Source organism: Caulobacter sp. AVps18 (assembly GCF_058681425.1).
Map to the genome: position 1 here is coordinate 26,565 of NZ_CM178737.1, position 24,498 is coordinate 51,062.

Below are 24,498 nucleotides of genomic sequence, written 5' to 3' on the forward strand. Positions count from 1 at the left end.
GCGGGGGTGCGTAAGGCGCTCCCGCTCAGCCCTTCAGCGACTTGGGGATCGTGAATCCCTCCGGTCCCAGCGCCCGGGGGGTGAAGCGCGCCTCGCGCACGGCACCCCTGAAGTAGTTGACCCGGTTCATCCGCACCCCGACCGAGGCGCGGCCGGGGCCCTGGGCGGTGAAAGCGATCTGAGCCTCTGCCTGCAGAACCCCGTTGACGAAGCTGCGATAGGTCTGGCCGTCATAGGTCTGGGCCACATGCGCCCAGGTGCCCAGCGGATGCAGCTTTTCCGGCGCCATCAGGGGCTTGTTATAGCCCGGCCCGCGCACGAAAGCGTCGAGGTACCAGCCGCCCTCGACAACCCGGATCTCGAACAGGAACCGCGTCACCGACGGCGCGGGCGGCGGGGCGCCGGGCACGGCAACCGGGTCGCTTTCGGCCAGATGGAACCAGCGCTGCTCGAACGGCCCGCCGTCGGGCCGGAACACCGCCTCAAAGGTAAAGGTCCCTGCCCCGGCCAGCGGATGGTTGTCGATGAACAGGGCGTCGTCCACGCCGTCGAACTGCACCGCCTTGCCCACGGGGCTGTCGACCAGCAGCGGCTGGCCTTCCACCTGCACCGGCAAGCCCCCGACCCGGTCGAGGCGGTCAAAGGTCCAGACCGTCTGGCCCCGGGGCGGCCGGATCATCGCGGCTGCAGGCCCTGCCGCCATCAGGCCCAGCGCGCCGGCCCCGAGCAGCAGGTCGCGGCGAGGAAGGGGACGGACTTGCGACATGACGGCTTCCTGACACTGACACCGGTATCAAGGTGAAGGCTGAAAGCCGCCACGGCAAGTCACACCAGGATCGCGCGATCGGTCTGATCGACGGTTTTGGCCCCGGTCAGGGCCCTGCGTCGCGTTCGCCAGGCCGGCCTTGCTTTATCCGGTCCGGCGGATTCCCTTCCATCGCGAAAGCCTCTATTGCAGCCCCGTCCCCAGGAGCCCCCGCCATGGTCCGCAATCTCACCGGCAAGGTCGTCGCCCCGGCCATCGACCTGACGGCCCAGGCCGACCAGACCTGGTTCGACGCCCATCCCGACCGCGACTTCCGCCTGCGCGACCCCGCCGCCCTGGAGTTCAGGGACCCGCTGGGCGAGGCCGGCGACGGCTTTAGCTGGCGGGTTCTGGTGGCGCGGCTGGAGGGCGGATCGCGTCTGCGCCTGCCGGTGTCCCTGGCCTGGGACCTGCACAACGATCACGCCAAGGAGCGGCATCTGGCGCTGCTGTTCGAACAGGTCGCCCCCGACCAGGCCAAGGCCCTGCGCCGCAAGGCGGTCGAGAGCCGCCCTGCGCCCTCCGAAGACTGATCTGCGCCTGCAGATCTTTTGAGCGCCGAAACCAGATTTTCAGCCCTGCAAAGCGCTGATGACACCCGCCCTGGGAGTCATATTATTTATTCCCGTTGCACGGGATCATGAAATCCTCTAGGGTCTTCGTATTGAATATCGATTTGGTTCGATTGCTCTCCACGCTTGTTCTTAAGGATCGAGCTTCGAGCCCATCACGATCCTCTCCGAAAATTTGATCACACGGCTTCGCTCGAAGTCGTGCGGACCTTTTCACCTGAAAGGTGACATTCATGACTACCGGTACCGTGAAGTGGTTCAACGCCACCAAGGGCTTTGGCTTCATTCAACCCGATGACGGCGGCGCAGACGTGTTCGTGCACATCTCGGCCGTCGAACGTTCGACTCTGGGTTCGCTGAACGAAGGCCAAAAGCTGTCCTTCGAACTCGAGCGCGACCAGCGCAGCGGCAAGATGTCGGCCGGCCAACTCCAGGCCGTCTAAGCCTATCGGAGCGCGGGGCGAAGCGGCGCAAGCCCTTTCGCCCCGCGCTCCAGCCCGGCACGATGCTCCAAGCTTCAACCTCGACGGCACGCGGGGTTCTCCCGCCCCCCTGCCCCCGTGACGTTGAAGGCCCCATGAACGAAACCACCCGCACGACTTTCGCCACCCGCCTGCAAACCGCCGCCGACGCCAAGAAGGCGCTGCTGGCCAAGTTCAAGCCCAAGGCCGCCATCGTCGATCCGCTGTTCGACACCCGCGAAGCGGTTCGCGCCGAGGAACTGGCCCAGGTTCGCTCGGAACGCTCCGAAGCCCGCGCCGCCGCCCGCCAGGTCGTCGCCGACGCCGCCGCCGCCGCCCAGCAGGTTCTCGACGACGAAGCCGCCAACACGCTCAATGCCAAGCGCGGCGCGACCAAGGAACGCAAGGCCCTGTCGGCCGCCGAGGCCAAGGCCAAGCGCGACAGCCGCTATGCCGCCCGCAAGGCCCGCTCCTAACACCCGACAGCCCGACATGGACGCTGGTTTCGACGCCTGTCACGCTGCGACCTCACCACTGAGATCCCTCACCTTCGACCCAAGGGAAAATCCGACATGGCGCGCAAGCCCAACTATAATTTCGAACGCATGGAACGCGACCGCCTGAAGGCGATCAAGGCCGCCGAAAAGGCCGCAGCCAAGCGTGTTCCGACAGATCGTGACCAGACCCAGGCCCCCGCCGTCGATCCCGATGCGGACCCTGCCGACACCCAGTGAAAGCCTCCGCATGACGACCGCCACCTCCTACAGCCACGAGACCCTCGTGGTTGACGGCGAGCATTACGCCGACTGCGACTTCCAGGACTGCCGCCTGGTCTATGCCGGCGGTGCCCTGCCCAGCTTCAAGGACTGCCGGTTCAATGCCTGCGACTGGAAGCTGGACGAGGCCGCCGACCGCACCATCGACCTGCTGCGGCTGGTCTGGAACATCGGCGGCAAGACCCCGGTCCAGACGATCATCAAGTCGATCACCGCCGTTCGCTGACCCTGCGGGGTTGACAGCGTTGTCAACAATCTGAACTTCTGTTGAGTGCGTCTCTCGTCGCCGCTTCACGGCGCGCGGCGAGACGCATTTCAAGAGGGCCCGGCCATTGGCCAGGCGCCCCGAACGGGAGACCAGGAATGACCTCGCGCCCCCCTGCACGCCGCGCTGCCGATATGGGCCGTCGCGCCCTGCCGGTCTTCCGTGAACCCGGCCGCGAGCGGGCCCGGACAGACTCTCTCCTCCCACCCGTCAGCGTGGCCTGATGGCCGGCCCTGTCGTTTCCCTTCTGATTGTCGTCGTCTCGGTGGCGACGGCCGTGCTGCTGGTGCTGAAGGTGCGGTTTCCCGCCTTCCTGGCTCTGCTGATCGTTGCCCTGGGCGCGGGCCTAGCCTTCGGTGCGCCGCCCGATGACGTGATCGCTTCGGTCCGCAAGGGATTGGGCGACGCCCTGGGCTTTGTGGCCGTGGTGGTGGGGCTGGGCGCGATGTTCGGCGCCCTGCTGGAAGCGGGCGGCGGGGTCGAGGCCATCGCCGGCAAGTTGCTGGCCCGCTTTGGCGAGGAACGCGCGCCCTGGGCCCTGACCGTGATCGGCGTGGTGGTGGGCGTGCCGCTGTTCTTCGACGTGGCGCTGATCATCCTGGCGCCGGTGCTTTGCGCCCTGACGCTGAAGTCGAAACGCCCCATCGTCTGGTTCGCTCTGCCCACCCTGGCCGGGCTGGCGGTGATGCATGCCCTGCTGCCGCCCCACCCCGGCCCCGTCGCCGCCGCCGAACTGCTGAACGCCGACTATGGCCAGATCGCCCTTTGGGGCCTGGTCTGCGGCCTGCCCGCTGTGCTGGTGGCCGGCCCCTTCTATGCCTTCGTCGCCTATCGCAAGGCGCGGACCGAGGATTTCGCCCTGCCGCCCCGGATGGACGCCGACGGCGACCGCACCGCCAGCATCGGCTTTGGCGTCGCCCTGACCGCCATGCTGGCGCCCCTGACCCTGATCATGATCGGCGCGGTGGCGCGCGGCTGGCCAGAGGGCAGGCTGAAGGATCTGGTCGTATTCTTCGGCCATCCGTTCACGGCCCTGATCCTGGCCTGCGTGGGCGTGTGGCTGCTGCTGGGCCTGCGCTACAAGACCCCCCGCGCGACGCTGCTGAAGATCACCGGACGGGCGCTGGAGCCGGCCGGCGCGATCAGCCTGGTCGTCGGGGCCGGCGCGGCGTTCAAGCAGGTGCTGATCGATTCCGGAGCCGGCGCCCACATCACCGCCGCCATGAGCGCCACGCCCGTCACGCCGCTGCTGTTCGCCTTCCTGGTGGCCGCCATCGTCCGCATTGCCCAGGGCTCGGCCACGGTGGCGATGGTCACGGCGGCCGGTCTGGCGGCACCGATGGTCGCCGCCGCCGGCCTGCCACCGGCCCAGGTGGCCCTGGTGCTGATCGGCATAGGCGCAGGCGCCACCGTCGTCTCGCACGTCAATGACACGGGGTTCTGGCTGGTCAGCCAGTATCTGGGCCTGACCGAATCCCAGACCTTCCGGGCCTGGACCATCGGCTCGACCCTGGCCGGCCTGACCACCCTGGCCGTCGCCCTTTTGGTGTCGAGCCTGCTCTAAGTTGCTGAAATCGCCCTGTCCTGCCCCCGCGCGCCCTTGACACCGCCCGCCCGGCCCGCCATTTGCCGACTCAAGGATTTGCCAAGCAGCTGATTGACATCGAGCGGGCCGCCAGACACTGCGCGCGCCCTTACCGAAACAGGATGTCACCCTCGCCGCCGACGTTGGATCCCAAGTGGTCGCGGACCCGCAAGGTTACCCGCACAAGGCTGCGCCTGAAGACGCCCCTGCCTCTGCCGAGAGCTTTCTCGCGGAGCGAAACACTGTGGCGAACGTTCAGCGCTGACCCCGTGCAACACCTTGCGGCCAAGATTATTTTTGGGACCGACCGAACGGAGGCGCGGCTTGCTGCGGACAGGACCCTTTCGGATCTAGAATTTTTTTCGGCGCGTATCTCGCGGGGGACACCGCGTCGATTTCGGAGACCTTGATGAGCAACAATTCCTCGGCCGAGACGGAAGCGCCTGAGACCACCGGTGGCGACGGGCCGCTGCTCGACCTGACCGATGCCGGCGTCAAGAAGTTCATCAAGCAGGCGAAAGCCCGCGGCTTCGTGACGATGGAAGAACTGAACAAGGTGCTGCCTTCGGAAGAAGTCAGCCCTGACGCCATCGAAGACACGCTGGCCATGCTCAGCGAAATGGGCGTCAACGTGGTCGAGGCCGAAGAAGACGCCGAGACCACCGAGGGCGGCGAAGTGGTTGCCCGCGAGGACAACCAGCAGGTCATCACGTCGGACAAGCCGTCGGCCTATGACCGCACCGACGACCCGGTGCGCATGTATCTGCGCGAGATGGGCAGCGTCGAGCTGCTGTCACGCGAAGGCGAAATCGCCATCGCCAAGCGGATCGAAGCCGGTCGCGACACCATGATCCGGGGTCTGTGCGAAAGCGCCCTGACCTTCGAAGCCATCATGGTCTGGCGCGAGGAACTGGGCACGGGCCGCATCCTGCTGCGCGAAGTGATCGACCTGGAAGGCACCTATGCCGCCATCAACGGCGTGGCCGCCCAGCCCGCCACCGACGATGACGCCGAGCCTGCCGAACCCGTCGACGAGGAAGCCGCCGCGCCCAAGCCGGAAGGCGACGGCGACGACGAGGACGATTTCGACGACGGCGCCGGCCCCACCGTCAGCGCCATGGAAGGCGAGCTGCGCGAAGGCGTGATGGCCATCCTCGACGCCATCGCCGGCGAGTTCGAGACCTTCCGCAAGCTGCAGGACAAGCTGGTGGGCAGCCGCCTGCGCGGCGAAGACCTCAGCGATGCGGATCGCAAGGCCTATGAGGCCCTGTCGATGACCATCATTCAGTATCTGAAGACGCTGAAGCTGAACAACAACCGCATCGAGGCCCTGGTCGAGCAGCTGTATGCGATCAACAAGCGCCTGATCGGTCTGGAAGGCCGCCTGCTGCGCCTGGCCGACAGCTACGGCATCAGCCGCTCTGAGTTCCTCAAGGCCTATTTCGGGGCCGAGCTGAACCCCAACTGGACCGATCAGGTCAAGGCGATGGGCGTGCGCTGGACCAAGTTCGTCGAGAACGACGTCACCTCGGTCGGCGACATCCGCCAGGAAATCGCCGCCCTGGCCACCGAGACCGGCGTGCCCATCGACGACTATCGCCGCATCGTCCAGACCGTCCAGAAGGGCGAGCGCGAGGCCCGTCAGGCCAAGAAGGAAATGGTCGAGGCCAATCTGCGCCTCGTGATCTCCATCGCCAAGAAGTACACCAACCGTGGCCTGCAGTTCCTGGACCTGATCCAGGAAGGCAATATCGGCCTGATGAAGGCCGTCGATAAGTTCGAGTATCGGCGCGGCTACAAGTTCTCGACCTATGCCACCTGGTGGATCCGTCAGGCCATCACCCGCAGCATCGCCGACCAGGCGCGCACCATCCGCATCCCGGTCCACATGATCGAGACGATCAACAAGATCGTCCGCACCAGCCGCCAGATGCTGCACGAGATCGGCCGCGAGCCGACCCCGGAAGAACTGGCCGAAAAGCTGGCCATGCCGCTGGAAAAGGTCCGCAAGGTCCTGAAGATCGCCAAGGAGCCGATCAGCCTCGAAACCCCGATCGGCGACGAGGAAGACAGCCACCTGGGCGACTTCATCGAGGACAAGAACGCCATCCTGCCCATCGACGCGGCCATCCAGAGCAACCTGCGCGAAACCACCACCCGCGTCCTGGCCTCGCTGACCCCGCGTGAAGAACGCGTGCTGCGCATGCGCTTCGGCATCGGCATGAACACCGACCACACCCTGGAAGAAGTCGGCCAGCAGTTCTCGGTGACCCGCGAACGCATCCGCCAGATCGAAGCCAAGGCCCTGCGGAAGCTGAAGCACCCCTCGCGGTCGCGGAAGCTGCGGAGCTTCCTGGACAGCTAAGGCTGGTTTCAGGCTTCAGATACAGAAACGCCCCGGTCGAAAGGCCGGGGCGTTTTTCGTTGGGGGATGGGGCCCAAGGCCTAGAAACAACCTTGGCCTTTCCCCGCTTGTCGGCCAACCTGCGGTGCAGGAGCTGATGATGCCTGAACCCCTTACGCTCGCTGTCGGTGCCTTTCTTGGCGCGCAATTGGCCACGGCCGCCTCCGGGCCGCTCCAGGGCCTGGGTGACCGCATGTTCTGCAAAGCCGTAAAGGCAGTGCAGGACGCCGTCGGCAATGATGATCCGCGCAACGGCGACATCCACCGTGCAGTTCGGCGCGCCCAAGCCCTGGCCGTGCGTGGAGCGCTCCGGGCCTATCTGCGTTTGCCGCATCCGGGCTGGCGCGAAATGGCGGGCTATTCGCCGGATGATCTGGATCGCAAGATAGCCCTTTTCATAAACCAGGGCCTGAAGCGCACCCCGCCTCCAACGCCGGATCCAGACAAACAGCGCGAAGTCGAAGACCAGATCGAGCGCGTCTTCACTCATCCAGACCCCGTCGATGATGCGCCCGCCGCAGGCCGCCTTATGGCCTTCCGCGAACTCGCCGAGACCTGGACCCTTGCCGACCTCAAGGCCGTCGTCGGGCAATACGGCGACTGGGATCGTTTCGAGACAATCTTCCGAAAGGGCGACTCCGATCAGGCCGGCGCCTGGTGGCCGGCGTTCCGCGGCATCCTGGCCGAGGAGGTGAAAGAAAACGCCCGGGTCGCGTCGATCCTCACGCAGCAGGGCCTGTCGCAACTGCTTGAGGGGCAGGTTGACATTCAGATCGCGCTCAAAGCGATCCGCATCGATCTGGCCGAGATCCTTAAGGGTATGCGCGAGGGCCAGGAAGCTGCCATCGCCTACGCCTTGCGCGAAAGCCAACGCGACTGGCACGGAATCCGGGAAGACCTGGGCGCGGAGGCCATCGAAGATCACGAACGCCAGATCCGTGAGCTACCCACCCAGTTGGTGATCGCGCGCTATCGCGTCATCCCCTATCTCGACCGAGGCGACATCCTGGCCAACCTGTTGGCATGGGCCCGCCAGACAGAAGGGGGCGAGGCGCTTGGCCGCCTCTATGTCGCTCCGGGTGGCTTGGGCAAGACCCGCCTCACCATTGAAGCGATGCGCCAGCTCGATCTGGAGGATTGGCGCTGCACCTTCCTCGCCCCCCGCAACACCAGGCGCATGGCCGCAGGCGCTCTGACTGACATCATGCGCGCCGACGATTGTAAGGGGGTCTGTCTTGTCCTCGACTACGCGGAGGGCCAGCAGGATCTCCTGAGGGAGGCCTGCCAAGCCGCCAGCTACGTTCGCCAAGGTCGAGTTCGCATCATCGCCCTGGCCCGCTCGCCGGAAGGCTGGTGGTCCGACCTTCGTAACGAACGCGATGTCGCGGCGATCTTCGAGGCCGAGCCGCATCGCACGATTGAACATCCCCTGACGCCGGAGGAGCAAGAAGAACTCTTTGATCGCGCCCGGGCCAGTTTCACGCGCGAACTGGCGCAGCTTGGCCTTGCCGCCCCGCTTGCCGACCCCACCACCGCCCTGGCTGGCCGAGACCTCGACCGTCCGCTGATGGTCGCCATGGCCGCCTTCCTGGCCGCCCGTGGCCAATTTGGGGGCGACAAATCTGTGCTGGAGCAGATGTATCAGGAAGAACGGCTCCACTGGATACGTCACCTGGGCGCCAAAAACGGCAACGACCCTCGCGTGGACAGGCTTCACCACCTCGCCGCCCAACTCACCCTCGTGCAGTCAGCGACCTATGACGGGGCCCTGGCCTTGACCTTGGCGGACCCTCTGGGCGCGCAGGATACGAAGCGAGACCGGGAGGAGACTGTCGCTGCGGCCGAGCGCCTCTATGGCCTGCACCACGGCGACCAGCGCTGGATTAGGGGCATTGAGCCCGACCTGCTCGGCGAGCACGTCGCGATGCAAGCCCTGGCGAGCGACTCCAGCGGCGGACTGACCACCGCGACCCTCCGCTCAGCCTTGGCCGGTGCCCCCCTGATTGCCAGCGACCCCGCCAGCATGCTCACCGTCCTCGTCCGCGCCCAGCGTCAAGAGCATGAGCCCAAGGTCCGCGACGCAAGCGCGCGGGCCGTGAGGGCGATAGAGGCCATGGTATCGGAGCTCGATGCCGAGGCCATCCAGCGGCTCGACGCAGCCCTGCCGAGCTTCTCGCTTCCGCTTGCGACTCTCGCACTGGCGGTGGCCCAAAAGGGCTTGGACCTCCTGCCAGAGCCGACGACGGACGCCGAACAAGCCGCCCATGCCGGCAGACTAGACGCCCTCGCCATCCGCCTCAGCGAGACGGGCGACCGCCAGGGCGCCCTCGAGCCCGCGCGCCGCGCCGTCGAGATCCGCGAAGAGCTCGCCCGCGCCAACCCCGCCGCCTACCGTCCCAACCTGGCCAGTAGCCTCAACAACCTCGCCAACCGCCTCAGCGAGACGGGCGACCGCCAGGGTGCCATCGAACCCGCCATCCGCGCCGTAGAGATCAATGAAGAGCTCGTCCGAGCAAACCCCGCCGCCCACCGCCCCAACCTGGCCACGAGCCTCAGTAACCTCGCCAACCGCCTCAGCGCGACGGGCGTCCGTCAGGGTGCCCTCAAGCCAGCCCGTCGCGCTGTCGAGATCTATGAAGACCTCGCCCGCTCAAACCCGGCCGCCTACCTCCCCAATCTAGCCGGTAGCCTCAACAACCTCGCCAACCGCCTCCGCGAGACGGGCGACCGCCAGGGTGCCCTCGACACTGCCCACCGTGCCGTTGAGATCTACGAAGAGCTCGCCCGCGCAAACCCCGCCGCCTACCTACCCGACTTGGCCATGAGCCAGAACAACCTCGCTGCGTTCCTCAGTGAGACAGGCGACCGCCAGGGGGCGCTCCCCCCCTCAGCTAGCGCCGTCGAGATATACGCAGAGCTCGCCCGCGCAAATCCCGCCGCCTACCTCCCCGCCCTGGCCACAAGCCTCAACAACTACGCCCTCCGCCTCAGCGAGACTGGCGACCGCCAGGGGGCCCTCGACCTCGCCCGCCGCGCCGTCGAGATCCGCAGAGAGCTCGCCCGCGCCAACACCGCCGCCTATCTCCCCGACCTAGCTATTAGCCTCAGCAGCCTCGCCACATTCCTCAGCGAGATGGGCGACAACCGGAGCGCCCTCGACCCCATCCGCCGCGCCGTCGAGATCTACGAGGAGCTCTCCCACGCAAACCCCACCGCCTACCTCCCCGAACTGGCCGGTATCCTCAACAACTACGCCAACCGCCTCAGCGAGACGGGCGACCGCAACGGTACCCTTGCCCCCAGCCGCCGCGCCGTCGAGATCTACGAAGAGCTCTCCCGCGCCAATCCCGCAGCGCACCTCCCCAACCTGGCTGCGGCCCTCAACAACCACGCCAGCCGCCTCCGGGAGACGGGGGACAACCAGGGTGCCCTCGAACTCGCCGGCAGCGCCGTCGAGATTTACGAAGAGCTCTCCCGCGCCAACCCCGCAGCACACCTCCCCAACCTGGCCGTAAGCCTCCACAACCTCGCCAGCCGCCTCAGCGAGACGGGCAACAGCGAGGGTGCACTCGCCCTCGCAAGCCGAGCCGTCGAAATCCGCAAAGAGCTCGCCCGTGCCAACCCGGCCGCCCACCTCCCAAAACTGGCCGGCAGCCTCAACAACCTCGCAAACTGCCTCCGCGAGACCGGCGACCACCAGGGGGCCCTCGAACCCGCCCGCCGCGCCGTCGAAATCTACGAAGAGTTCGCCAGCGCAAACCCCGCAGCCTACCTCCCAAAACTGGCCTACAGTGCAGTTGTGCTTGGGAACGTCGCGGAAAGCACGGATGTCAAGATGGCGCTCGGGGCCTATGTGCTGACCGTTCGTGCAGCGATCCCGATGCTTGAGACACTCAGCGAGCGTCTCGTGCCACTTATCGTAGAGGCCGTCCGCAGAACTCGAGTTCTGCTAATCGCGGAAACCCCTTCGATAAGCGAGGTCGAGGTCCATGGTCGCCTTACGGAGCTATTCGACGAGACCCTGATCGAGGAAATGCGTGAAGCGGGTCTGATCTGACCCGGAAAAATAGGTTTATTTTCAATATTTTGAGTGCATTCAGAAGACAAGACGCGTCCAGATACCTCTGACACGCCCCAAACTGGAATCCCAGTCGACAGAAGAAGGCCGTGGTCATCCGCGCCTTGCACAGCCAATACGGCCGAGAGCTTCACATGCGGCGGCGACATCGCGCCAGCCGCGCGAAATTGAAACCGCTCCCCGGGCAATTGTGGGGGCGACAAGCCCGGGGAGCGGCGGCCGGACGCCCCTTCACAAGGGGGGGGCGTTGGGGGGCGTCCGGAAGGGGGGGCGCGCTGAAGCATCGTGCGGAAAAGTGGGAACCGGTTTTCCGCGACAACGATGCGCAAACAAAAAGCTAGCGCAAAGGCGCGATCTCTAAATCGCGCCTTTGCGCTAGACCCTGAGGTTCAGCAGGGCGCCGGTCATCTTGTCGGCGGTCTTGACCACCGCGATATTGGCCTCAAAATCGGTCTTGGCCGCGACCTGCTCGACCACCTCCTTGACGAGGTCGGTGTCGATCTGGCGGGCGCTCCAGGTGGCCGTGCGTTCGGCGCTGGCGGTCAGGCGATGGGCGGCGGCGGTCATGCCGGCGGCGGCGATCGAAAGGGCTTGCACGATGGGTTTCTCCCCTGTGAGCCTTAAGTCTCGCAAAGCGCGGTTAAGGCCTCGCGTAAAAGAAGGGTTAAGACGCGCAGAACCCGCAAAATGGGTGAAACCGTCCCCGAACCGGCAAAGATTACAAAACGTTCAGGTCGGCCAATCTCGACAAGCCGCCACAGTCTGGCCAAGGTTGCCGCTTTCGCGGGCAAGGCCCGCCGCAGGAGCCTTGCTTAATGTCTTTTTCGCGTCGCGCCGCTCTGCTGAGCGCCGCCCTGCTGATGGTCGCCCAACCGGTTCTGGCCGCGACCGCGCCCGCCAAGCCCGCCGTCGCCGCTGCCGCCGCCACCAAGACCAAGGCCAAGAAGACCGCCGTTTCGGACTTCACGCCCTCGCCCGAGGCGATCAAGGCCCACATGACCTTCCTGGCCGACGACCTGCTGGAAGGCCGCGAGGCCGGCACGCGCGGCTATGACATCGCCGCCAACTATGTGGCCGCCCAATATGCCCTGCTGGGCGTCAAGCCGGGGGCCGGCACCTCTTATCTGCAACACGTGCCGCTGCTGGCCTTCAAGAACGCCTCGGAAGGGTCGTTCACGCTCACCGGCCCCGACGGCGTGGCCTCGGCCCTGAAGTTTGGCGAAGACTATCTGCCCTCGGCCCAGGCCCAGGCGACCGAGGTGTCGGTCGACGCCCCGCTGGTCTTTGTCGGCTTTGGCGTGGTGGCCCCCGAGAAGGGCCGCGACGACTATGCGGGCCTGGACGTGAAGGGCAAGATCGTCGTCATCCTGACCGGCGCGCCCTCGGGCTTCCAGACCGAAGAGCGGGCCCACTACGGCAACGGCACGGTCAAGCGCGTCGAGGCCGCCAAGCGCGGCGCGGTCGGCGTCATCACCATGAACACCACCAGCTCTGAAAAGCGCCGCCCGTTCGAGCGCGGCGTGGCCGGCTATCGCGAATGGCGGATGACCTGGCGCAACGCCCAGGACGTGGGCCATGTGCGCGGCGTCTCGGCCCCGACCCTGGCCTCGATCAGCCTGAAGGGCGCAGCCAAGCTGTTCGCCGGCGCGCCCACCAGCCTGGAGTCGGTGCTGGCCGCCGCCGAGGTGACCGGCGGGGCGGTGAAGGGCTTCCCCCTGTCCACCAAGGCCGCCATCGCGCTGAAGAGCGAGATCGAAAAGCGCGAGAGCAGCAATGTGGTCGGCCTGATCGAGGGCTCTGATCCCAAGCTCAAGGCCCAGACCATCGTCCTGACCGCGCACCTGGACCACACCGGCATCAACGAGAACGCCAAGCCGGGCGTTGACCGCATCAATAACGGCGCGCTCGACAACGCCTCGGGCATCGCCACCCTGCTGGAGGTGGCGCGCGGCTTCAAGAACTCGAAGATCAAGCCCAAGCGCTCGATCCTGCTGCTGGCCGTCACCGCCGAGGAGAAGGGCCTGATCGGCGCGGAATATTTCGCCTTCAACCCCACCGTGGCCAAGGCCGAGATCGCGGCCAATGTGAACCTGGACATGCCGGTGCTGCTGTATCCGTTCACCGATGTGGTGGCGTTCGGCGCCGACCGCTCCACCCTGGGTCCGGCGGTGGCCAAGGCCGCCGGCCGCGTCGGCATCGCCCTGTCGGGCGATCCCCTGCCCGAAGAAGGCCTGTTCACCCGCAGCGACCACTATCGCTTCGTCGAGCAGGGCATCCCTTCGGTGTTCCTGATGACCGGCTTCCAGAACGGCGGCGAGAAGGGCTTCAAGGACTTCCTGGCCACCCACTATCACAAGCCCAGCGACGACCTGACCCTGCCCATCGACTATCAGGCAGCCGCCAGGTTCGCCTTGGTCAACTACGAGATCGCCCGCGAGCTGGCCGATACACCGACCCGCCCGGTCTGGAAGGCCGGCGACTTCTTCGGCACCCAGTTCGCGCCAGTGGGACACCCGTCGGCGGCGAAGTAGGCGGCGGCGCTGCCCCCTCAGTCGCTCCGCGACAGCTCCCCCAGAGGGGGAGCATCTTCAGGTCCTCCCCCTCTGGGGGAGGTGGCCCGGAGGGTCGGAGGGGGTCAGCGCAGCGTTTGAGAAAATAGCCGCTAAATGTGGCATTGACCCTGAGGGCGGCGGAAGGGATTCTGCCGCCCTCATCGTTTCGAGGCCTAACCCCTGTGTCTATCCGCACCGGCGCCTATCTGAAGATCGGCGTGATCACGCCGGTGATCATGGTGGCCGACGTGTGGCTGGCCCAGAAGCTGTTCCCCGGCTTTGATCCCGGCGCCCAGTTCATCAGCGAGCTGGGCGGACCGGCCGCGCCCCTGCCAGCGGTGTTCAATATCGGCATGGTCATCGCCGGCCTGGCGGGCCTGTTCGCCGGCAAGGGCTTCACCTATGCGCTGGAGCATGCGGGCGGGCGGCGCACGGTCTCGGCCTTTGCCGGCCTGTGGGTGGCGCTGACCGGGCTGGGGGCGATCTTCGCCGGCCTGTTCCACTGGCCCGACGAGATGCACCGCGCCTGCGGCATCGGCCTGTCGATCCAGTTCGCGCCCCTGTTCACCGCCTGGGCCCTGTGGGGCGTGCCCGGACACCGGCGGCTGGCCCAGTTCTCGCTGGGCTGGTTCTTCGGCCTGCTGCTGGTCTTTGCGTTGCTGACCGGGGTGTGGAACGTGCGCACCGGCTATGACGTCGGCTACTGGCAGCGCGGCCACGCCTTCCTGGGCCTGCTCTGGCTGGGCATCGCCGCCTGGACCCTCGAACGCGGCTGGCGCGCCCGCGCGACGCAGCCGGGTGAGGCCAGTCCGGCCTATTGAGGGGGTTTGTGCTCGCGTGAGCATCCCGCTGATCGATCTGTCACCCGGCGGCGAAGGATGGATCTCACCTCCCATAGCGCCATCCTGTCTCCAACCCGGCAGGCATGACCGCTATCGAGACGGACACGCCTAAACTGGCCATCCGCCAGACGAACGACGGCCCCGCCATAGGAGCCCTGATCGCTTTCGGAGATCCACAGGCCGCTGACGACGCCCGTGACTGGCATAATCTCACCCCGGGGAAAGACCAGGACAGCTATTCCTGCACCGACAAGGATCGTGGCCAAAACCCCAATGACCAGACCGGCGGATGTCCCGTGGAAAATCCACCAGGTCCGCACGTCACGCCACCACGCCTGCATATGCCCCGCCCCCGCCTGTTCACGTCAGCACCCTAAACGCCCAGGTTGAAAGTCGCAGCCCCCTGAATTTCCCCTGCTGACAACCGCGCCACGCCCGCATAGCGTCCGCGCCATGATCAAGCCCTCGCTGAGCGTCCTTGCGACCTGCCTCGCCCTCTCGACCCCCGCCCTGGCGGAGAAACTGACCCCCGAACGGATCTTCGCCGATCCTGCCCTCAGTGGCCCGACGGCCAAGGGTGTGGCCCTGTCGCCGGACGGCAAGCGCGTCACCTATCTGAAGGGCAAGGCCGAGGCGGCCAATGTCCAGGACCTGTGGGCGGCCGACGTGGCCGGCGGCGAGCCCTATCGCCTGATCGACTCGGCGGCCCTTTCGTCAGGGGCCAAGGAGCTGTCAGAGGCCGAGAAGGCCCGCCGCGAACGGGCCCGCGTCTCGGCCCGCGGCATCGTTGAATATAGCTGGGACAGCCAGGGCCGCTTCATCCTGGTGCCGCTGGATGGCGACCTCTATCTGGACAGCGTCGCCGACGGCAAGGTCACCCGCCTGACCCAGACGCCGGGCGACGAGGTCGACGCCAAGGTCTCGCCCATGGGCAGCTTCGTCAGCTATGTCCGCGACCAGAACCTGTATGTCCGCCCGATCACCGGCGGCGACGAGAAGGCCCTGACCAGCGAGGGCAAGGACGCCCTGTCGTTCGGCGTCGCCGAGTTCATCGCCCAGGAAGAGCTTGATCGCTTCACCGGCTACTGGTGGAACCCCGCCGAGACCATGATCGCCTATACGCGGGTCGACGAGAGCGGCGTGGATATCGTGCCACGCGCCGATATCGGCCCCGGCGGGGCCACGGTGGTCAACCAGCGCTATCCCCGCGCCGGCCGCCCCAATGCCGTGGTCGATCTGTTCGTGCAGAACCTGGCCACCGGCAAGGCCGTGCAGCTGGACCTGGGCGCCAACAAGGACATCTATGTCGCCCGCGTAGACTGGTCGGCCGACGGCAAGACCGTCTATGTCCAGCGCCTGTCGCGCGACCAGAAGACCCTGGACATTATCGCCTTCGACCCCGCCACGGGCGTGGGCAAGACCGTCCTGACCGAGACCGATCCCCACTTCATCGAGGTGCATGAGGACTTCCGCGCCCTCAAGGACGGCAGTTTCCTGTGGTCGTCGGAAAAGTCGGGTTTCAACCACCTCTATCGCTACGCCGCCGACGGCAAGCTGATCGCCCAGATCACCCAGGGCGACTGGCCGCTCGACAAGGTGGAAGGCGTGGACGAGGCCCGCAAGGTGGTGATCTTCGGTGCCTCCATAGAGACGCCGCTGGAACGCCGCCTGTATGAGGTGTCCTACGCCAAACCCCCTCAAGGCAAGATGGGCAAGCTCAAAGCCCTGACCCCGGCCGGTGGCTGGTGGAGCGCCAAGGTCGCCGCCAACGGCGCCTTTGCCGGCACCTATAACGATCCGAAAACCCCGCCCCAGACCGCCCTCTATGCGCCCGACGGCAAGCGGGTGCGCTGGATCGAGGAAAACAAGCTGGCCGAGGGCCATCCCTACTGGCCCTATGCCGCGACGCTGACCACGCCGGACTACGGAACCCTGAAGGCCGCCGATGGCGAGGTTCTGCACTATTCGCTGCTCAAGCCGTCAGACTTCGATCCGGCCAAAAAATACCCGGCCATCGTCTCGGTCTATGGCGGCCCGCATGCGCAGCGGGTGGCCCGCACCTGGCAGAGCGCCAACGACCGCACCTATCTTGAGGCCGGCTATCTGATCTTCAAGCTGGACAACCGCGGCACAGCCAATCGCTCGGCGAAGTTCAAGCGCGCCCTGGATCGCCGCATGGGCACGGTGGAGGTCGACGACCAGATCGTCGGCGCCAACTATCTGAAAACCCTGCCCTATGTCGACGCCGACAGGCTGGGCGTGATGGGTTGGTCGTATGGCGGGTTCATGACCCTGATGCTGCTGACCGCAGACAACACCCCGTTCAAGGCCGGCGCGGCCGGTGCCCCGCCCACCGAATGGGGCCTCTACGACACCGCCTATACCGAGCGCTACATGGGCACGCCGACCGAGAACGCTGCAGGCTACGCCTATGCCGACCTCAACAACCGGGCGGACAAGCTCAAGCCCGGCAGCCTGCTGCTGCTGCACGGCATGGCCGACGACAATGTGATCTTCGAAAACAGCACCCGCCTGATCGCCCAGCTGCAGAAAAAGGCCATCCCGTTCGAGATGGCCCTCTATCCGGGCGAGCGCCACAGCGCGCCGGGCAGCAAGACCAAGGGCCTCAGCGTGCTCAAGACCCACCTGGAATTCTTCGGCCGCAAGCTGAAGGGGCAGTAACAGCGCAGCCTTGGGGGCGAGGGGGATGACGCCCCCCTTCCCCCTCCGCCCATCCCCTGCCAACCTCCCGCCCAACAACAAACGGGAGGATCGCCCCATGGCGAAGATTTCATATTTCACGGTCGGCTCGAACCGGCTGGAAGAGGCTAAGGCCTTCTATGATGCGCTGCTGGGCTCGATCGGCATGGCGGGCATCCACGAGCACGCCTCGGGCGGGCGGCTCTATCGGGGCAAGGGCACGGGCCTGTTCGGCGTGCTGGGCCCCTATGACGGCAACCCGGCCTGTGTCGGCAACGGCTCGCTGGGCGGGTTCGAGTTCGACACCACCGAGGGGGTAGACGCCTTCCACGCCAAGGCCCTTGAACTGGGGGGCACCGACGAGGGCGCGCCAGGCGCGCGGATGCCGGGCGTCTATTTCGCCTATTTCCGTGATCTGGACGGCAACAAGCTGTGCGGGTTCAAGTTCGGCTAGAGCGCGTTCCGAAAAGTGGGAACCGGTTTTCGGAATGAAACGCGCGTGAAAACAAAAGACTAGAGCGGGTGATCTGATTCCATCAGATCGCAACCCGCTCTAGAGGCCGTGATCGCCCTTCCCGCTATGGCGGGAAGGGCTTGCTCCATCAGTGCCCGCCGCCGCGCGCCGGGTGGGGCATGCGGGCGACCTCCGCCGCCGTCACCGGCTTGGCGTAGCTGTTGCCAAAGCTGGTGCGGATATAGCTCACCACATTGGCGATCTGCTCGTCGTCCAGCGGGCCGGCCAGGCTGGGCATGCCGCCCTTGCCCATGACGATGGCCGAGATCGGATAGGCCGCGCCGGCCAGGCGGGGATTGGCGGCCAGGGCCGGGATGGTTCCGGCGCCCGTTCCGCCCTTGGCGTCGGCCATGTGGCAGGCCTGGCAGACGGCCTCATAGACCTCCTTGCCGGTCACGGGCTTCTTGACCCGGACGACCCCGCCGCCGGTGTCGCCGCCGGCCGGGGCCTGGGCCATGGCGGATGGCGCAAGGGCCGTTGCGGTCAGGGCCACGGCGGCGGCGGCGAGCGCAAGTTTATGGCGAAGGGTCATGCTCAGGCCTCCAGGGCGCGCTTGTGCAGCTGGGTTATGGCGTCGATGGACGAGAGCAACGCCCCCTCCATCCAGCAGCCGACATAGGAGGCGTGCTCGCCGGCCAGCACGATGCGGCGGTCCATCGAGACCAGGGTCTTGTAGTGCTCGGCCCGGCTCTCCTCGGTCCAGCGGGCGCAGCAGCCCAGGGCCCAGGGCACGCGGCTCCAGGCCACCGAAGCGCCGTTGGCGAACTCCTTGCGATAGCTGGCCGGGTGCAGCACCGAGCCCTGCTGCAGGGCCACCTCGATGCGCTGCTGCGGCGTCATGCCGGCCAGGCGATAGGCCCCCATCTCGCGGGCGAAGGCCCCCAGCAGCACCGCCGGCCCGTCGCCGAACAGGTTGTTGTTGGGATAGGAGATCAGGGCGATCTCCTGGTCGGTAAAGCTGTGGCCGCCATAGATGGAGTCTTCCTCCTCCCAGAAGCGGCGCTTCATCTCCAGGCCGATCTTGACCTGGCCCGAATAGGGCACGGCCTTGATGGCGGCGGCCATCTCGTCGGTCACCTGGGTGTCGATCTGGCCCAGCACCGACAGCGGAATGGTGCAAACGCACCAGTCAGCCTTGGCGGTCTCGACCTTGCCGGTTTTCGTGTCGGCATAGGTTACGGCCACGCCCTTGTCGTCCTGGGCGATCTTGGTGACCTTGGCGTCATAGGTCACCAGGCCTTCCACCTGCCTGGCGAAGGCCTTGCCGATCATGTCCATGCCGCCCACCGGCTGGAACATGGTGGTCTGCATCTCGTGACCCATGAAGAAGGCCATCGAGGTCCAGACCTGCGGGTCCAGCACGTCATGGAAGTCGTACAGGGCCGACGGGATCGGCGCGCCATTGCGACCACCGCCCGGCGGCCGCTCATAGCCGCGATGCGAGGCCGAGCGCAGGTTGGAGGCGTATTTGTAGTCCTTGTCCAGCATGCCCCAGCCCTTCAGGGCCTCCAGCAGGCGCTCGCGATCCTCGGGCGTGACCTGGTCGTCGAGGGCCTTCTGATTGACCGACTTGGCCAGCAGCTCGGCGACATTGCCCTCGAAGTCGGCGGCGGCGGCCTTGAACCGAACCGGCTTGCCGCCGAACGATTGCGACGAATGAATCCAGGTGTTGTGGTTGAACTGGATGAAGGGCTCCAGCGCCACCCCGAACGCCTTGCAATAGTGCAGCAGAGTGCGGTGATGGTGGGGAATGCGCCACGGGCCGGGGTTGAAATAGTTGCCCGGCGCATAGCCGACCTTCTGGGTGGCCCCGCCCAGCTCGGTATAGGTATCGCCGCCGCGTAGCGACCAGTTCCGGCCGCCGGCCCGGTCCTGATACTCGAGGATCTGCACCTTGTAGCCGGCCTTGGTCAGCTCATGGGCCGCCAGCAGGCCGGCCAGGCCCGCGCCCAGCACGATCACCGAGGCCCCCTTGCGCGCGCCGGCCAGGTTGGGCGGCCCCGCGAACTGGGTCTCGGCCGCATGGCCCAGCGTGGTCATGGCCTGATACAGCGCCGCCGTGCCCCCGACGGCGGCAATGGCGGACAGCAGTTGGCGCCTGGTCGGCGCGCGAACGCCCAATTCCATGAAACAACTTCCCCTCGCGCCGCCCGTCCGGCGGCTGTCGGGACCGAGCTAACGAGGACTCGGGCAGCGTGGCGCGAAAGATGTCTCTCCCCGGAGAATCGGCGACGCGCTGTTGGTCATTTGGGGCGCCGCGTCAGGGCTGCTGCGCAGGAAGTATGCAGACGGGGCTGTGGGTGAAGGACGGGCGAGGCGCTTGCCCTGGACCTTCCACCCGACGGCAGAGGCTTGGCACTTCCGAGGCCGGGAGGGGCTGACCTATACCGATGGTCGGCGGGGCAATTCCCGCGATACGTTGTCCACCTGTTGCAAGGCGGGCAGCGGACCGGGGCGCAGCGCTGCGGGCATGTCGAGCGTGCTCAGGATACTGCGGAAAGCTTGCGTAAACGCCCAAACCTCCCCGCTGCTGAGCGAGATCGAGCGAAATACCGGCATTTCTGGAAGTTCATCGAGCCCTTCAAGGCTCAGTTTCCTGAGGGCCGCACCCAGGTGGGCTTCAGTCCAATCGGTGCGCCGACCGCGTACCTGGCCAATGATTTCACAAAGCTCGCCCAAGGTCGCGGGCTCGCCAAGCTGACGCAGCGCCGAGATGAGGTATATCGCGGGCCTGGGCGCATGACCTCTCGCCAGTCGCGCACCCTGAAAGCTTATGACGGTCACCCTGGCTCCTTCATCACGAACCCGCCGGATTGCTGCTCGCTAGAATTCATCCCAGCCGCCCGCCTGTTGGGTCGCTCGACCTGTTCCCATGGCCGCCGCGATCTTCATCTGCTGTCTCGCGACGGGATTTCGCCCGGGGCGATCCTGCCCCGATCCAGCGGGCTGCGGCCGGCTGCGCGTCGTGTCCCCTCCGGTCTGGAAGCGGGCCATCAGGTCCCCGAGCTCAAGCGCGCTGGACCTGAGATTGGCTGCGGCTGCAGTGGCCTCTTCCACCATCGCGGCGTTCTGCTGGGTGACCTGGTCCATCTGGTTGACGGCGGTGTTGACCTGATGGAGTCCTGTCGCCTGCTCCTGCGAGGACTTGGCGATCTCTGAAATCAGGCCGTCAATCTCGGCCACCTTGTCGACGATTCCCGTCAGGGAGCGCCCGGTCTCACCCACCAGCTTCACGCCACGTTCGACCTGAGCGCTTGACGTGGCGATGAGGGTCTTGATCTCCTTGGCCGCGTCGGCCGAACGCTGGGCAAGCGCCCGCACTTCAGACGCCACGACGGCGAAGCCTCTGCCCGCATCGCCGGCGCGCGCGGCCTCGACGCCGGCGTTCAGGGCCAGCAGGTTGGTCTGAAAAGCGATCTCGTCGATGACGCCGATGATCTGGGTGATCTGGCGTGAAGAGATGTCGATTTCGCCCATTGCGGCCACGGCCTCGCCGACCACCCGGCCGGAGGTCGCCGCGTCGGAGCGGGCCGCCGAAGCGGCGACGGAGGCCTGCTTGGCACCCTCCGCGCTGCGGCGCACCGTTGCGGTGATTTCGTCGAGCGCGGCGGCGGTTTCTTCCAGGCTGGCGGCCTGCTGCTCGGTCCGGCGCGACAGGTCCGACGACGCGGACGCGATCTCCTCAGCGCCGTTGCCCACGCCTTGGGTCGAGGCGGACACCCCGGCCATGGTTTCGTCCAGCATGGTCATGGCCGTGTTGAAGTCGTGGCGAACCTTTTCAAAAGCCGGATCGACGGCCGCCTCGATCCGATGCTTCAAATTGTTCCTGGCCAGTTGCTCCAGCCCGGTCGCCACCGCCTCGACGGCGCGGACACGCGGCGTGACGTCCGTGGCGAACTTGACCACCTTTATGACGCGCTTCTGGTCGTCAAGGATCGGATTGTAGGACGCCTGAATCCAGACTTCGCGACCGCCCTTGCCGATGCGCTTGAACTCGGCGGCGATAAACTCGCCATTGTTCAGCTTTTTCCAGAAGTCCTGATAGTCGCCCGACTGAGCCAAGCCTGGCTCAACGAACAGGCTATGATGCTGCCCTTGGATCTCTGGAAGAGTATAGCCCAGAGCCGTCAGGAAGTTCTCGTTTGCGGTGACGACCCTTCCATCGGGCGTGAACTCGATCACCGCCTGGGCGCGTGAGATCGCATCGATCTTTCCTTCGAACTCGGCGTTGCGCCGCTTTTGGGCGGTGATCACCGTGGCGACCTTGACCACCCTGGTCACGACGCCTGCCCGGTTGCGAACGGGGTTGTAAGAGGCCTGGATCCAGACTTCCGCGCCGCCCTTGCCAATGCGCAAGTACTCCCGCGCCTCGAATTCTCCCCGCCCGAGCTTCGCCCAGAAGTCAGCATATTCACGACTGCGCGCGAAAGCCGGCTCCACGAACAGACTATGGTGCCGCCCCTTGATCTCGGACAGGGCGTACCCCAGCCCGGTGCAGAAGTTCTCGTTGGCCGTCAGGACCTTTCCGCTGACGTCGAACTCGATAATGGCCAGCGCACGCCCGATAGCGGCCAATGTCTGCGAGGCACTCGCGTCGGAATTGGACGGAAAACCGAACATGTAGCGCTCCAAAATCGGGGCCAAATATTTTCAACGATTCAGCAAGTCCAGATTTACTGACTTCACTTCAAATTTAAATTCCCCGACAACCAAAATATATGATTCCGGTAAATGTGAAATTAGTTCCAAAGATGCGGGAATCATCCCAAAGGTGAAGCTACAATATTTGAATTGCACTCTTGGAATATTGTTCTGCGCAAATGGAACACTACTCCACTCCAGCGGCAAAATCACCTAGCTCAACCCTAGGGGGAGATTTGGGCGACCAACCAGCTTCTGGCGACGATGCGCTCTTGTCGTCTCGCACTATCCTGATGGCGACGGACCAGGACAGCCTGGCAGAAAGCCTGCGGCTCAATTACGGGGCAAGCCTCGTGAGTGTCGGTCACACAGACACCCCCTTCTTTGCCCTGGCGCGCCGCGTGGAAATCGGTGGCGTTCACCTGCACTATTGCCGCTATGACACGCCCGTGGAGATCCAGTTCCAGGACTCGCCCGGCATCAGACAGATGCTGTGCCTGTCTGGCCAGGGACGGTTTTCATCGGCGGGACAACAGGTCGATGTCGATCTCGACAACACCACGATCATTCCGCCCGGCGCGTCATTCCTGGCCTCTTATGGCGCGAACTATAAGCAGCTCGTGACCCAGTTTGACGAAGCCGTGCTGCGCCTTAAGGCGGAGGCCATCATCGGCCGTTCGCTCCCTGGCCCACTGATCGAGAGGACGCTTGAGGCGCTTCCGACCGCGCCCCGCGTCCGCTCGCAGGAGATCGCTCGAACCCTGGCCCGGATCCTGGCGGCGGACACGCCGATCGACAGGCCAATCGTTGAAATGGGCCAGGCCCTCAGCTCTGCCTTCCTCTTCGAAAACGTCGCCGGCTTTGCTGAGCGCTTTACCGATGAGCCCAAAAGCGCCTCAGTCGCCAATGTGCGGGTGCTTGAAGAGTACATTCACGCAAACTGGAACCGCCCCCTGACGGTTGAGGAAATTGCAGCGGCCTGCGGCGTCAGCGTTCGAAGCGTGTTCAGCCGGTTCAAGCAGCACCTCGGAACCGCGCCACTGACCTATCTGCGCGACCTTCGCCTCGACCACGCACATCAACGCCTGCTGGGGGGCGGCGAGGACTCCGTGATCTCCATCGCCCTGTCCTGCGGCTTCTCCAGCTTCGGGCACTTCGCCCGCCGCTACAGGGAGAGGTTTGGGGAACTCCCGTCGACCACGCTCGCTCGTCGACTGCGCGTCTAGAGCGCGTTCCGGGGGTGTCCGTCGGCCCTACCCCTTCGCGTCCAGCTTGGCCGACAGCGCCGCCACCTGGGCCTCCAGCCGGCCCAGGGCCTCGGCGTTGTGCAGGCTGATGGCGGCGATGTCGCGGTCGCGCAGGGCATCAAGCTTGGCGTGCAGGTGCATGATCTCCAGCTCGGCCCGCAAATTGACCACGTAGTCGTGCTCGGCGTTCTGGCGGTCCTTCGCGGCCTGGCGGTTCTGGCTCATCATGATTACCGGCGCCTGCAAGGCCGCGACGGTGGAGAGCAACAGGTTGAGGAAGATGAAGGGATAGGGATCGAACGCAAGGTTGACCGCCTTGAGCCCGACGTTCAGCGCGACCCAGGCCAGCAACACCGCACTGAACGACCCGATAAAGGCCCACGACCCGCCCACGGCCGCCACCTGATCGGCCAGCCGGTCCCAATAGCTGCGGTCATCCGACAGCAGGGCCTTGTTCAGCCCCGTGGGCGCCTCGGCCGCGATCAGGTCGATGACGCTGCGCTGGACAGCGTTGAGGGCGCCGTAGGGCTGGTTCAGCAGCTCACGGGAAAGCTGTTCGAGGCGGTCGTTGGGGGTCATGCACAGGCTCCTGAGGTCGGCACGATTGACACGGTCACGCTACGCAAGCGAGGCTGACCAGGTCGCAAAGACGACCAAGCCAAACTTGCCCTCGAGGAGATGCCCCATGGCCTATAAGTTCATTATCAAGAAGGACAAGGCGGGCGAGTTCCGCGTCAACTTCGTCTACAACAGCGAAGTGATGTTCTCGACCGAAGGCTATTCATCTAAGGCCTCGGCCAAGAACGCCATCGAGTCCTTCAAGAAGAACGGCCCCGAGGCCGAAACCGACGATCAGACCGACTGAAGTCCGAGCCAATAATTTCTTGTCATCCCGGCCGCAGCGAAGCGGAGCGCCGGGACCCAGGGGCAACCGCGATGCGCCGGCCCCTGGGTCCCGGATAGCCTCTGCGAGGCTTCCGGGATGACAAGTTTTTGGGTTCCAGATTGCCGGAACCTCACTTGACCCCTCCCCGCTCTCGGCGTCTGATCGCTGAT

At 65.8% G+C, this 24,498-nt stretch carries 22 protein-coding genes and 1 pseudogene; 16 read left to right on the plus strand and 7 right to left on the minus strand.

Going from position 1 to position 24,498, the window contains the following annotated elements; translation table 11 throughout:
- Positions 1–25: 25 nt before the first annotated feature.
- Positions 26–766 (minus strand): LamG domain-containing protein, encoded by a 741-nt coding sequence (locus tag ACW179_RS00030; protein ID WP_492061704.1) that lies wholly within the window; start codon positions 764–766, stop codon positions 26–28.
- A 215-nt stretch (positions 767–981) separates the two neighbouring features.
- On the opposite strand from ACW179_RS00030, the gene ACW179_RS00035 reads away from it, so the two are divergent.
- The 8 genes from ACW179_RS00035 to ACW179_RS00070 all read left to right on the plus strand — a co-directional run bounded on the left by ACW179_RS00035 (position 982) and on the right by ACW179_RS00070 (position 10,925).
- Entirely contained in the window at positions 982–1,338 is a 357-nt protein-coding gene (locus ACW179_RS00035; protein ID WP_492061706.1) for a hypothetical protein, read from the plus strand.
- 272 nt (positions 1,339–1,610) lie between these two features.
- Positions 1,611–1,820 (plus strand): cold-shock protein, encoded by a 210-nt coding sequence (locus tag ACW179_RS00040; protein ID WP_108505184.1) that lies wholly within the window; start codon positions 1,611–1,613, stop codon positions 1,818–1,820.
- Between the two features lie 134 nt (positions 1,821–1,954).
- A complete protein-coding gene (locus ACW179_RS00045) occupies positions 1,955–2,314 on the plus strand; it encodes a DUF6481 family protein (RefSeq protein ID WP_492061708.1) in 360 nt (119 codons plus the stop codon).
- Between the two features lie 96 nt (positions 2,315–2,410).
- Positions 2,411–2,572, plus strand: coding sequence for a hypothetical protein (locus tag ACW179_RS00050; RefSeq protein ID WP_492061710.1), 162 nt, complete (start codon positions 2,411–2,413; stop codon positions 2,570–2,572).
- Between the two features lie 10 nt (positions 2,573–2,582).
- Positions 2,583–2,840, plus strand: a complete 258-nt coding sequence (locus tag ACW179_RS00055) for a hypothetical protein (RefSeq protein WP_492061712.1) — start codon at positions 2,583–2,585, stop codon at positions 2,838–2,840.
- A 262-nt stretch (positions 2,841–3,102) separates the two neighbouring features.
- Positions 3,103–4,443, plus strand: a complete 1,341-nt coding sequence (locus tag ACW179_RS00060; RefSeq protein WP_492061714.1) for a GntP family permease — start codon at positions 3,103–3,105, stop codon at positions 4,441–4,443.
- Positions 4,444–4,873: 430 nt separating this feature from the next.
- Complete coding sequence (rpoD, locus tag ACW179_RS00065) at positions 4,874–6,829, plus strand: RNA polymerase sigma factor RpoD (RefSeq protein ID WP_492061716.1); 1,956 nt, start codon at positions 4,874–4,876, stop codon at positions 6,827–6,829.
- 139 nt (positions 6,830–6,968) lie between these two features.
- Entirely contained in the window at positions 6,969–10,925 is a 3,957-nt protein-coding gene (locus ACW179_RS00070) for a tetratricopeptide repeat protein (protein WP_492061717.1), read from the plus strand.
- A 396-nt stretch (positions 10,926–11,321) separates the two neighbouring features.
- Here the strand turns inward: ACW179_RS00070 and ACW179_RS00075 are convergent, their stop codons facing one another.
- Entirely contained in the window at positions 11,322–11,543 is a 222-nt protein-coding gene (locus ACW179_RS00075) for a flagellar basal body rod C-terminal domain-containing protein (protein ID WP_492061719.1), read from the minus strand.
- A gap of 218 nt (positions 11,544–11,761) precedes the next feature.
- Between ACW179_RS00075 and ACW179_RS00080 the strand changes: the two genes are divergently transcribed.
- The 5 genes from ACW179_RS00080 (at position 11,762) to ACW179_RS00100 (ending at position 17,494) form a co-directional block, all read left to right on the plus strand.
- Positions 11,762–13,477 (plus strand): M20/M25/M40 family metallo-hydrolase, encoded by a 1,716-nt coding sequence (locus ACW179_RS00080; RefSeq protein WP_492061721.1) that lies wholly within the window; start codon positions 11,762–11,764, stop codon positions 13,475–13,477.
- Between the two features lie 143 nt (positions 13,478–13,620).
- Positions 13,621–14,319 (plus strand): DUF998 domain-containing protein, encoded by a 699-nt coding sequence (locus tag ACW179_RS00085; protein WP_492064364.1) that lies wholly within the window; start codon positions 13,621–13,623, stop codon positions 14,317–14,319.
- 104 nt (positions 14,320–14,423) lie between these two features.
- A complete protein-coding gene (locus ACW179_RS00090) occupies positions 14,424–14,717 on the plus strand; it encodes a hypothetical protein (RefSeq protein WP_492061723.1) in 294 nt (97 codons plus the stop codon).
- 76 nt (positions 14,718–14,793) lie between these two features.
- Positions 14,794–17,022 carry a S9 family peptidase gene (locus ACW179_RS00095; RefSeq protein ID WP_492061725.1) on the plus strand — a complete coding sequence of 743 codons (2,229 nt, stop codon included), beginning with the start codon at positions 14,794–14,796 and terminating at the stop codon, positions 17,020–17,022.
- A 97-nt stretch (positions 17,023–17,119) separates the two neighbouring features.
- Positions 17,120–17,494, plus strand: a complete 375-nt coding sequence (locus tag ACW179_RS00100; RefSeq protein WP_492061727.1) for a VOC family protein — start codon at positions 17,120–17,122, stop codon at positions 17,492–17,494.
- A 148-nt stretch (positions 17,495–17,642) separates the two neighbouring features.
- Here the strand turns inward: ACW179_RS00100 and ACW179_RS00105 are convergent, their stop codons facing one another.
- The 4 genes from ACW179_RS00105 to ACW179_RS00120 form a co-directional block, all read right to left on the minus strand.
- The gene (locus ACW179_RS00105) at positions 17,643–18,086 is read right to left on the minus strand and encodes a c-type cytochrome (RefSeq protein WP_492061729.1); all 444 of its coding nucleotides are present in this window, start codon (positions 18,084–18,086) and stop codon (positions 17,643–17,645) included.
- A 2-nt stretch (positions 18,087–18,088) separates the two neighbouring features.
- A complete protein-coding gene (locus tag ACW179_RS00110) occupies positions 18,089–19,681 on the minus strand; it encodes a flavin monoamine oxidase family protein (RefSeq protein ID WP_492061731.1) in 1,593 nt (530 codons plus the stop codon).
- A gap of 255 nt (positions 19,682–19,936) precedes the next feature.
- On the minus strand, positions 19,937–20,338 hold the full coding sequence (locus ACW179_RS00115) for a hypothetical protein (protein ID WP_492061733.1): 402 nt from the start codon (positions 20,336–20,338) through the stop codon (positions 19,937–19,939).
- Positions 20,339–20,377: 39 nt separating this feature from the next.
- A complete protein-coding gene (locus ACW179_RS00120) occupies positions 20,378–22,174 on the minus strand; it encodes a methyl-accepting chemotaxis protein (protein ID WP_492061735.1) in 1,797 nt (598 codons plus the stop codon).
- A 200-nt stretch (positions 22,175–22,374) separates the two neighbouring features.
- Between ACW179_RS00120 and ACW179_RS00125 the strand changes: the two genes are divergently transcribed.
- Entirely contained in the window at positions 22,375–23,421 is a 1,047-nt protein-coding gene (locus tag ACW179_RS00125; protein WP_492061737.1) for an AraC family transcriptional regulator, read from the plus strand.
- A gap of 27 nt (positions 23,422–23,448) precedes the next feature.
- Here the strand turns inward: ACW179_RS00125 and ACW179_RS00130 are convergent, their stop codons facing one another.
- Positions 23,449–24,021, minus strand: a complete 573-nt coding sequence (locus ACW179_RS00130) for a DUF1003 domain-containing protein (RefSeq protein WP_492061739.1) — start codon at positions 24,019–24,021, stop codon at positions 23,449–23,451.
- A gap of 106 nt (positions 24,022–24,127) precedes the next feature.
- Between ACW179_RS00130 and ACW179_RS00135 the strand changes: the two genes are divergently transcribed.
- Together ACW179_RS00135 and ACW179_RS00140 are read left to right on the plus strand one after the other, a co-directional pair.
- Positions 24,128–24,307: a YegP family protein gene (locus ACW179_RS00135; protein WP_419254254.1), complete on the plus strand. Its 180-nt coding sequence runs from the start codon at positions 24,128–24,130 to the stop codon at positions 24,305–24,307.
- Positions 24,304–24,402: pseudogene (locus ACW179_RS00140) on the plus strand (hypothetical protein); the annotation flags it as partial. The gene ACW179_RS00135 and the pseudogene ACW179_RS00140, both read left to right, overlap by 4 nt.
- Positions 24,403–24,498 lie beyond the last annotated feature (96 nt).

What these genes read in the sequence shown, in the direction of transcription:
- ACW179_RS00030 (WP_492061704.1), bottom strand. Translation starts at nt 766, where the DNA reads ATGTCGCAAGTCCGTCCCCTTCCTCGCCGCGACCTGCTGCTCGGGGCC.
- ACW179_RS00035 (WP_492061706.1), top strand. Translation starts at nt 982, where the DNA reads ATGGTCCGCAATCTCACCGGCAAGGTCGTCGCCCCGGCCATCGACCTG.
- ACW179_RS00040 (WP_108505184.1), top strand. Translation starts at nt 1,611, where the DNA reads ATGACTACCGGTACCGTGAAGTGGTTCAACGCCACCAAGGGCTTTGGC.
- ACW179_RS00045 (WP_492061708.1), top strand. Translation starts at nt 1,955, where the DNA reads ATGAACGAAACCACCCGCACGACTTTCGCCACCCGCCTGCAAACCGCC.
- ACW179_RS00050 (WP_492061710.1), top strand. Translation starts at nt 2,411, where the DNA reads ATGGCGCGCAAGCCCAACTATAATTTCGAACGCATGGAACGCGACCGC.
- ACW179_RS00055 (WP_492061712.1), top strand. Translation starts at nt 2,583, where the DNA reads ATGACGACCGCCACCTCCTACAGCCACGAGACCCTCGTGGTTGACGGC.
- ACW179_RS00060 (WP_492061714.1), top strand. Translation starts at nt 3,103, where the DNA reads ATGGCCGGCCCTGTCGTTTCCCTTCTGATTGTCGTCGTCTCGGTGGCG.
- rpoD (WP_492061716.1), top strand. Translation starts at nt 4,874, where the DNA reads ATGAGCAACAATTCCTCGGCCGAGACGGAAGCGCCTGAGACCACCGGT.
- ACW179_RS00070 (WP_492061717.1), top strand. Translation starts at nt 6,969, where the DNA reads ATGCCTGAACCCCTTACGCTCGCTGTCGGTGCCTTTCTTGGCGCGCAA.
- ACW179_RS00080 (WP_492061721.1), top strand. Translation starts at nt 11,762, where the DNA reads ATGTCTTTTTCGCGTCGCGCCGCTCTGCTGAGCGCCGCCCTGCTGATG.
- ACW179_RS00090 (WP_492061723.1), top strand. Translation starts at nt 14,424, where the DNA reads ATGACCGCTATCGAGACGGACACGCCTAAACTGGCCATCCGCCAGACG.
- ACW179_RS00095 (WP_492061725.1), top strand. Translation starts at nt 14,794, where the DNA reads ATGATCAAGCCCTCGCTGAGCGTCCTTGCGACCTGCCTCGCCCTCTCG.
- ACW179_RS00100 (WP_492061727.1), top strand. Translation starts at nt 17,120, where the DNA reads ATGGCGAAGATTTCATATTTCACGGTCGGCTCGAACCGGCTGGAAGAG.
- ACW179_RS00105 (WP_492061729.1), bottom strand. Translation starts at nt 18,086, where the DNA reads ATGACCCTTCGCCATAAACTTGCGCTCGCCGCCGCCGCCGTGGCCCTG.
- ACW179_RS00110 (WP_492061731.1), bottom strand. Translation starts at nt 19,681, where the DNA reads ATGGAATTGGGCGTTCGCGCGCCGACCAGGCGCCAACTGCTGTCCGCC.
- ACW179_RS00120 (WP_492061735.1), bottom strand. Translation starts at nt 22,174, where the DNA reads ATGTTCGGTTTTCCGTCCAATTCCGACGCGAGTGCCTCGCAGACATTG.
- ACW179_RS00125 (WP_492061737.1), top strand. Translation starts at nt 22,375, where the DNA reads ATGGAACACTACTCCACTCCAGCGGCAAAATCACCTAGCTCAACCCTA.
- ACW179_RS00130 (WP_492061739.1), bottom strand. Translation starts at nt 24,021, where the DNA reads ATGACCCCCAACGACCGCCTCGAACAGCTTTCCCGTGAGCTGCTGAAC.
- ACW179_RS00135 (WP_419254254.1), top strand. Translation starts at nt 24,128, where the DNA reads ATGGCCTATAAGTTCATTATCAAGAAGGACAAGGCGGGCGAGTTCCGC.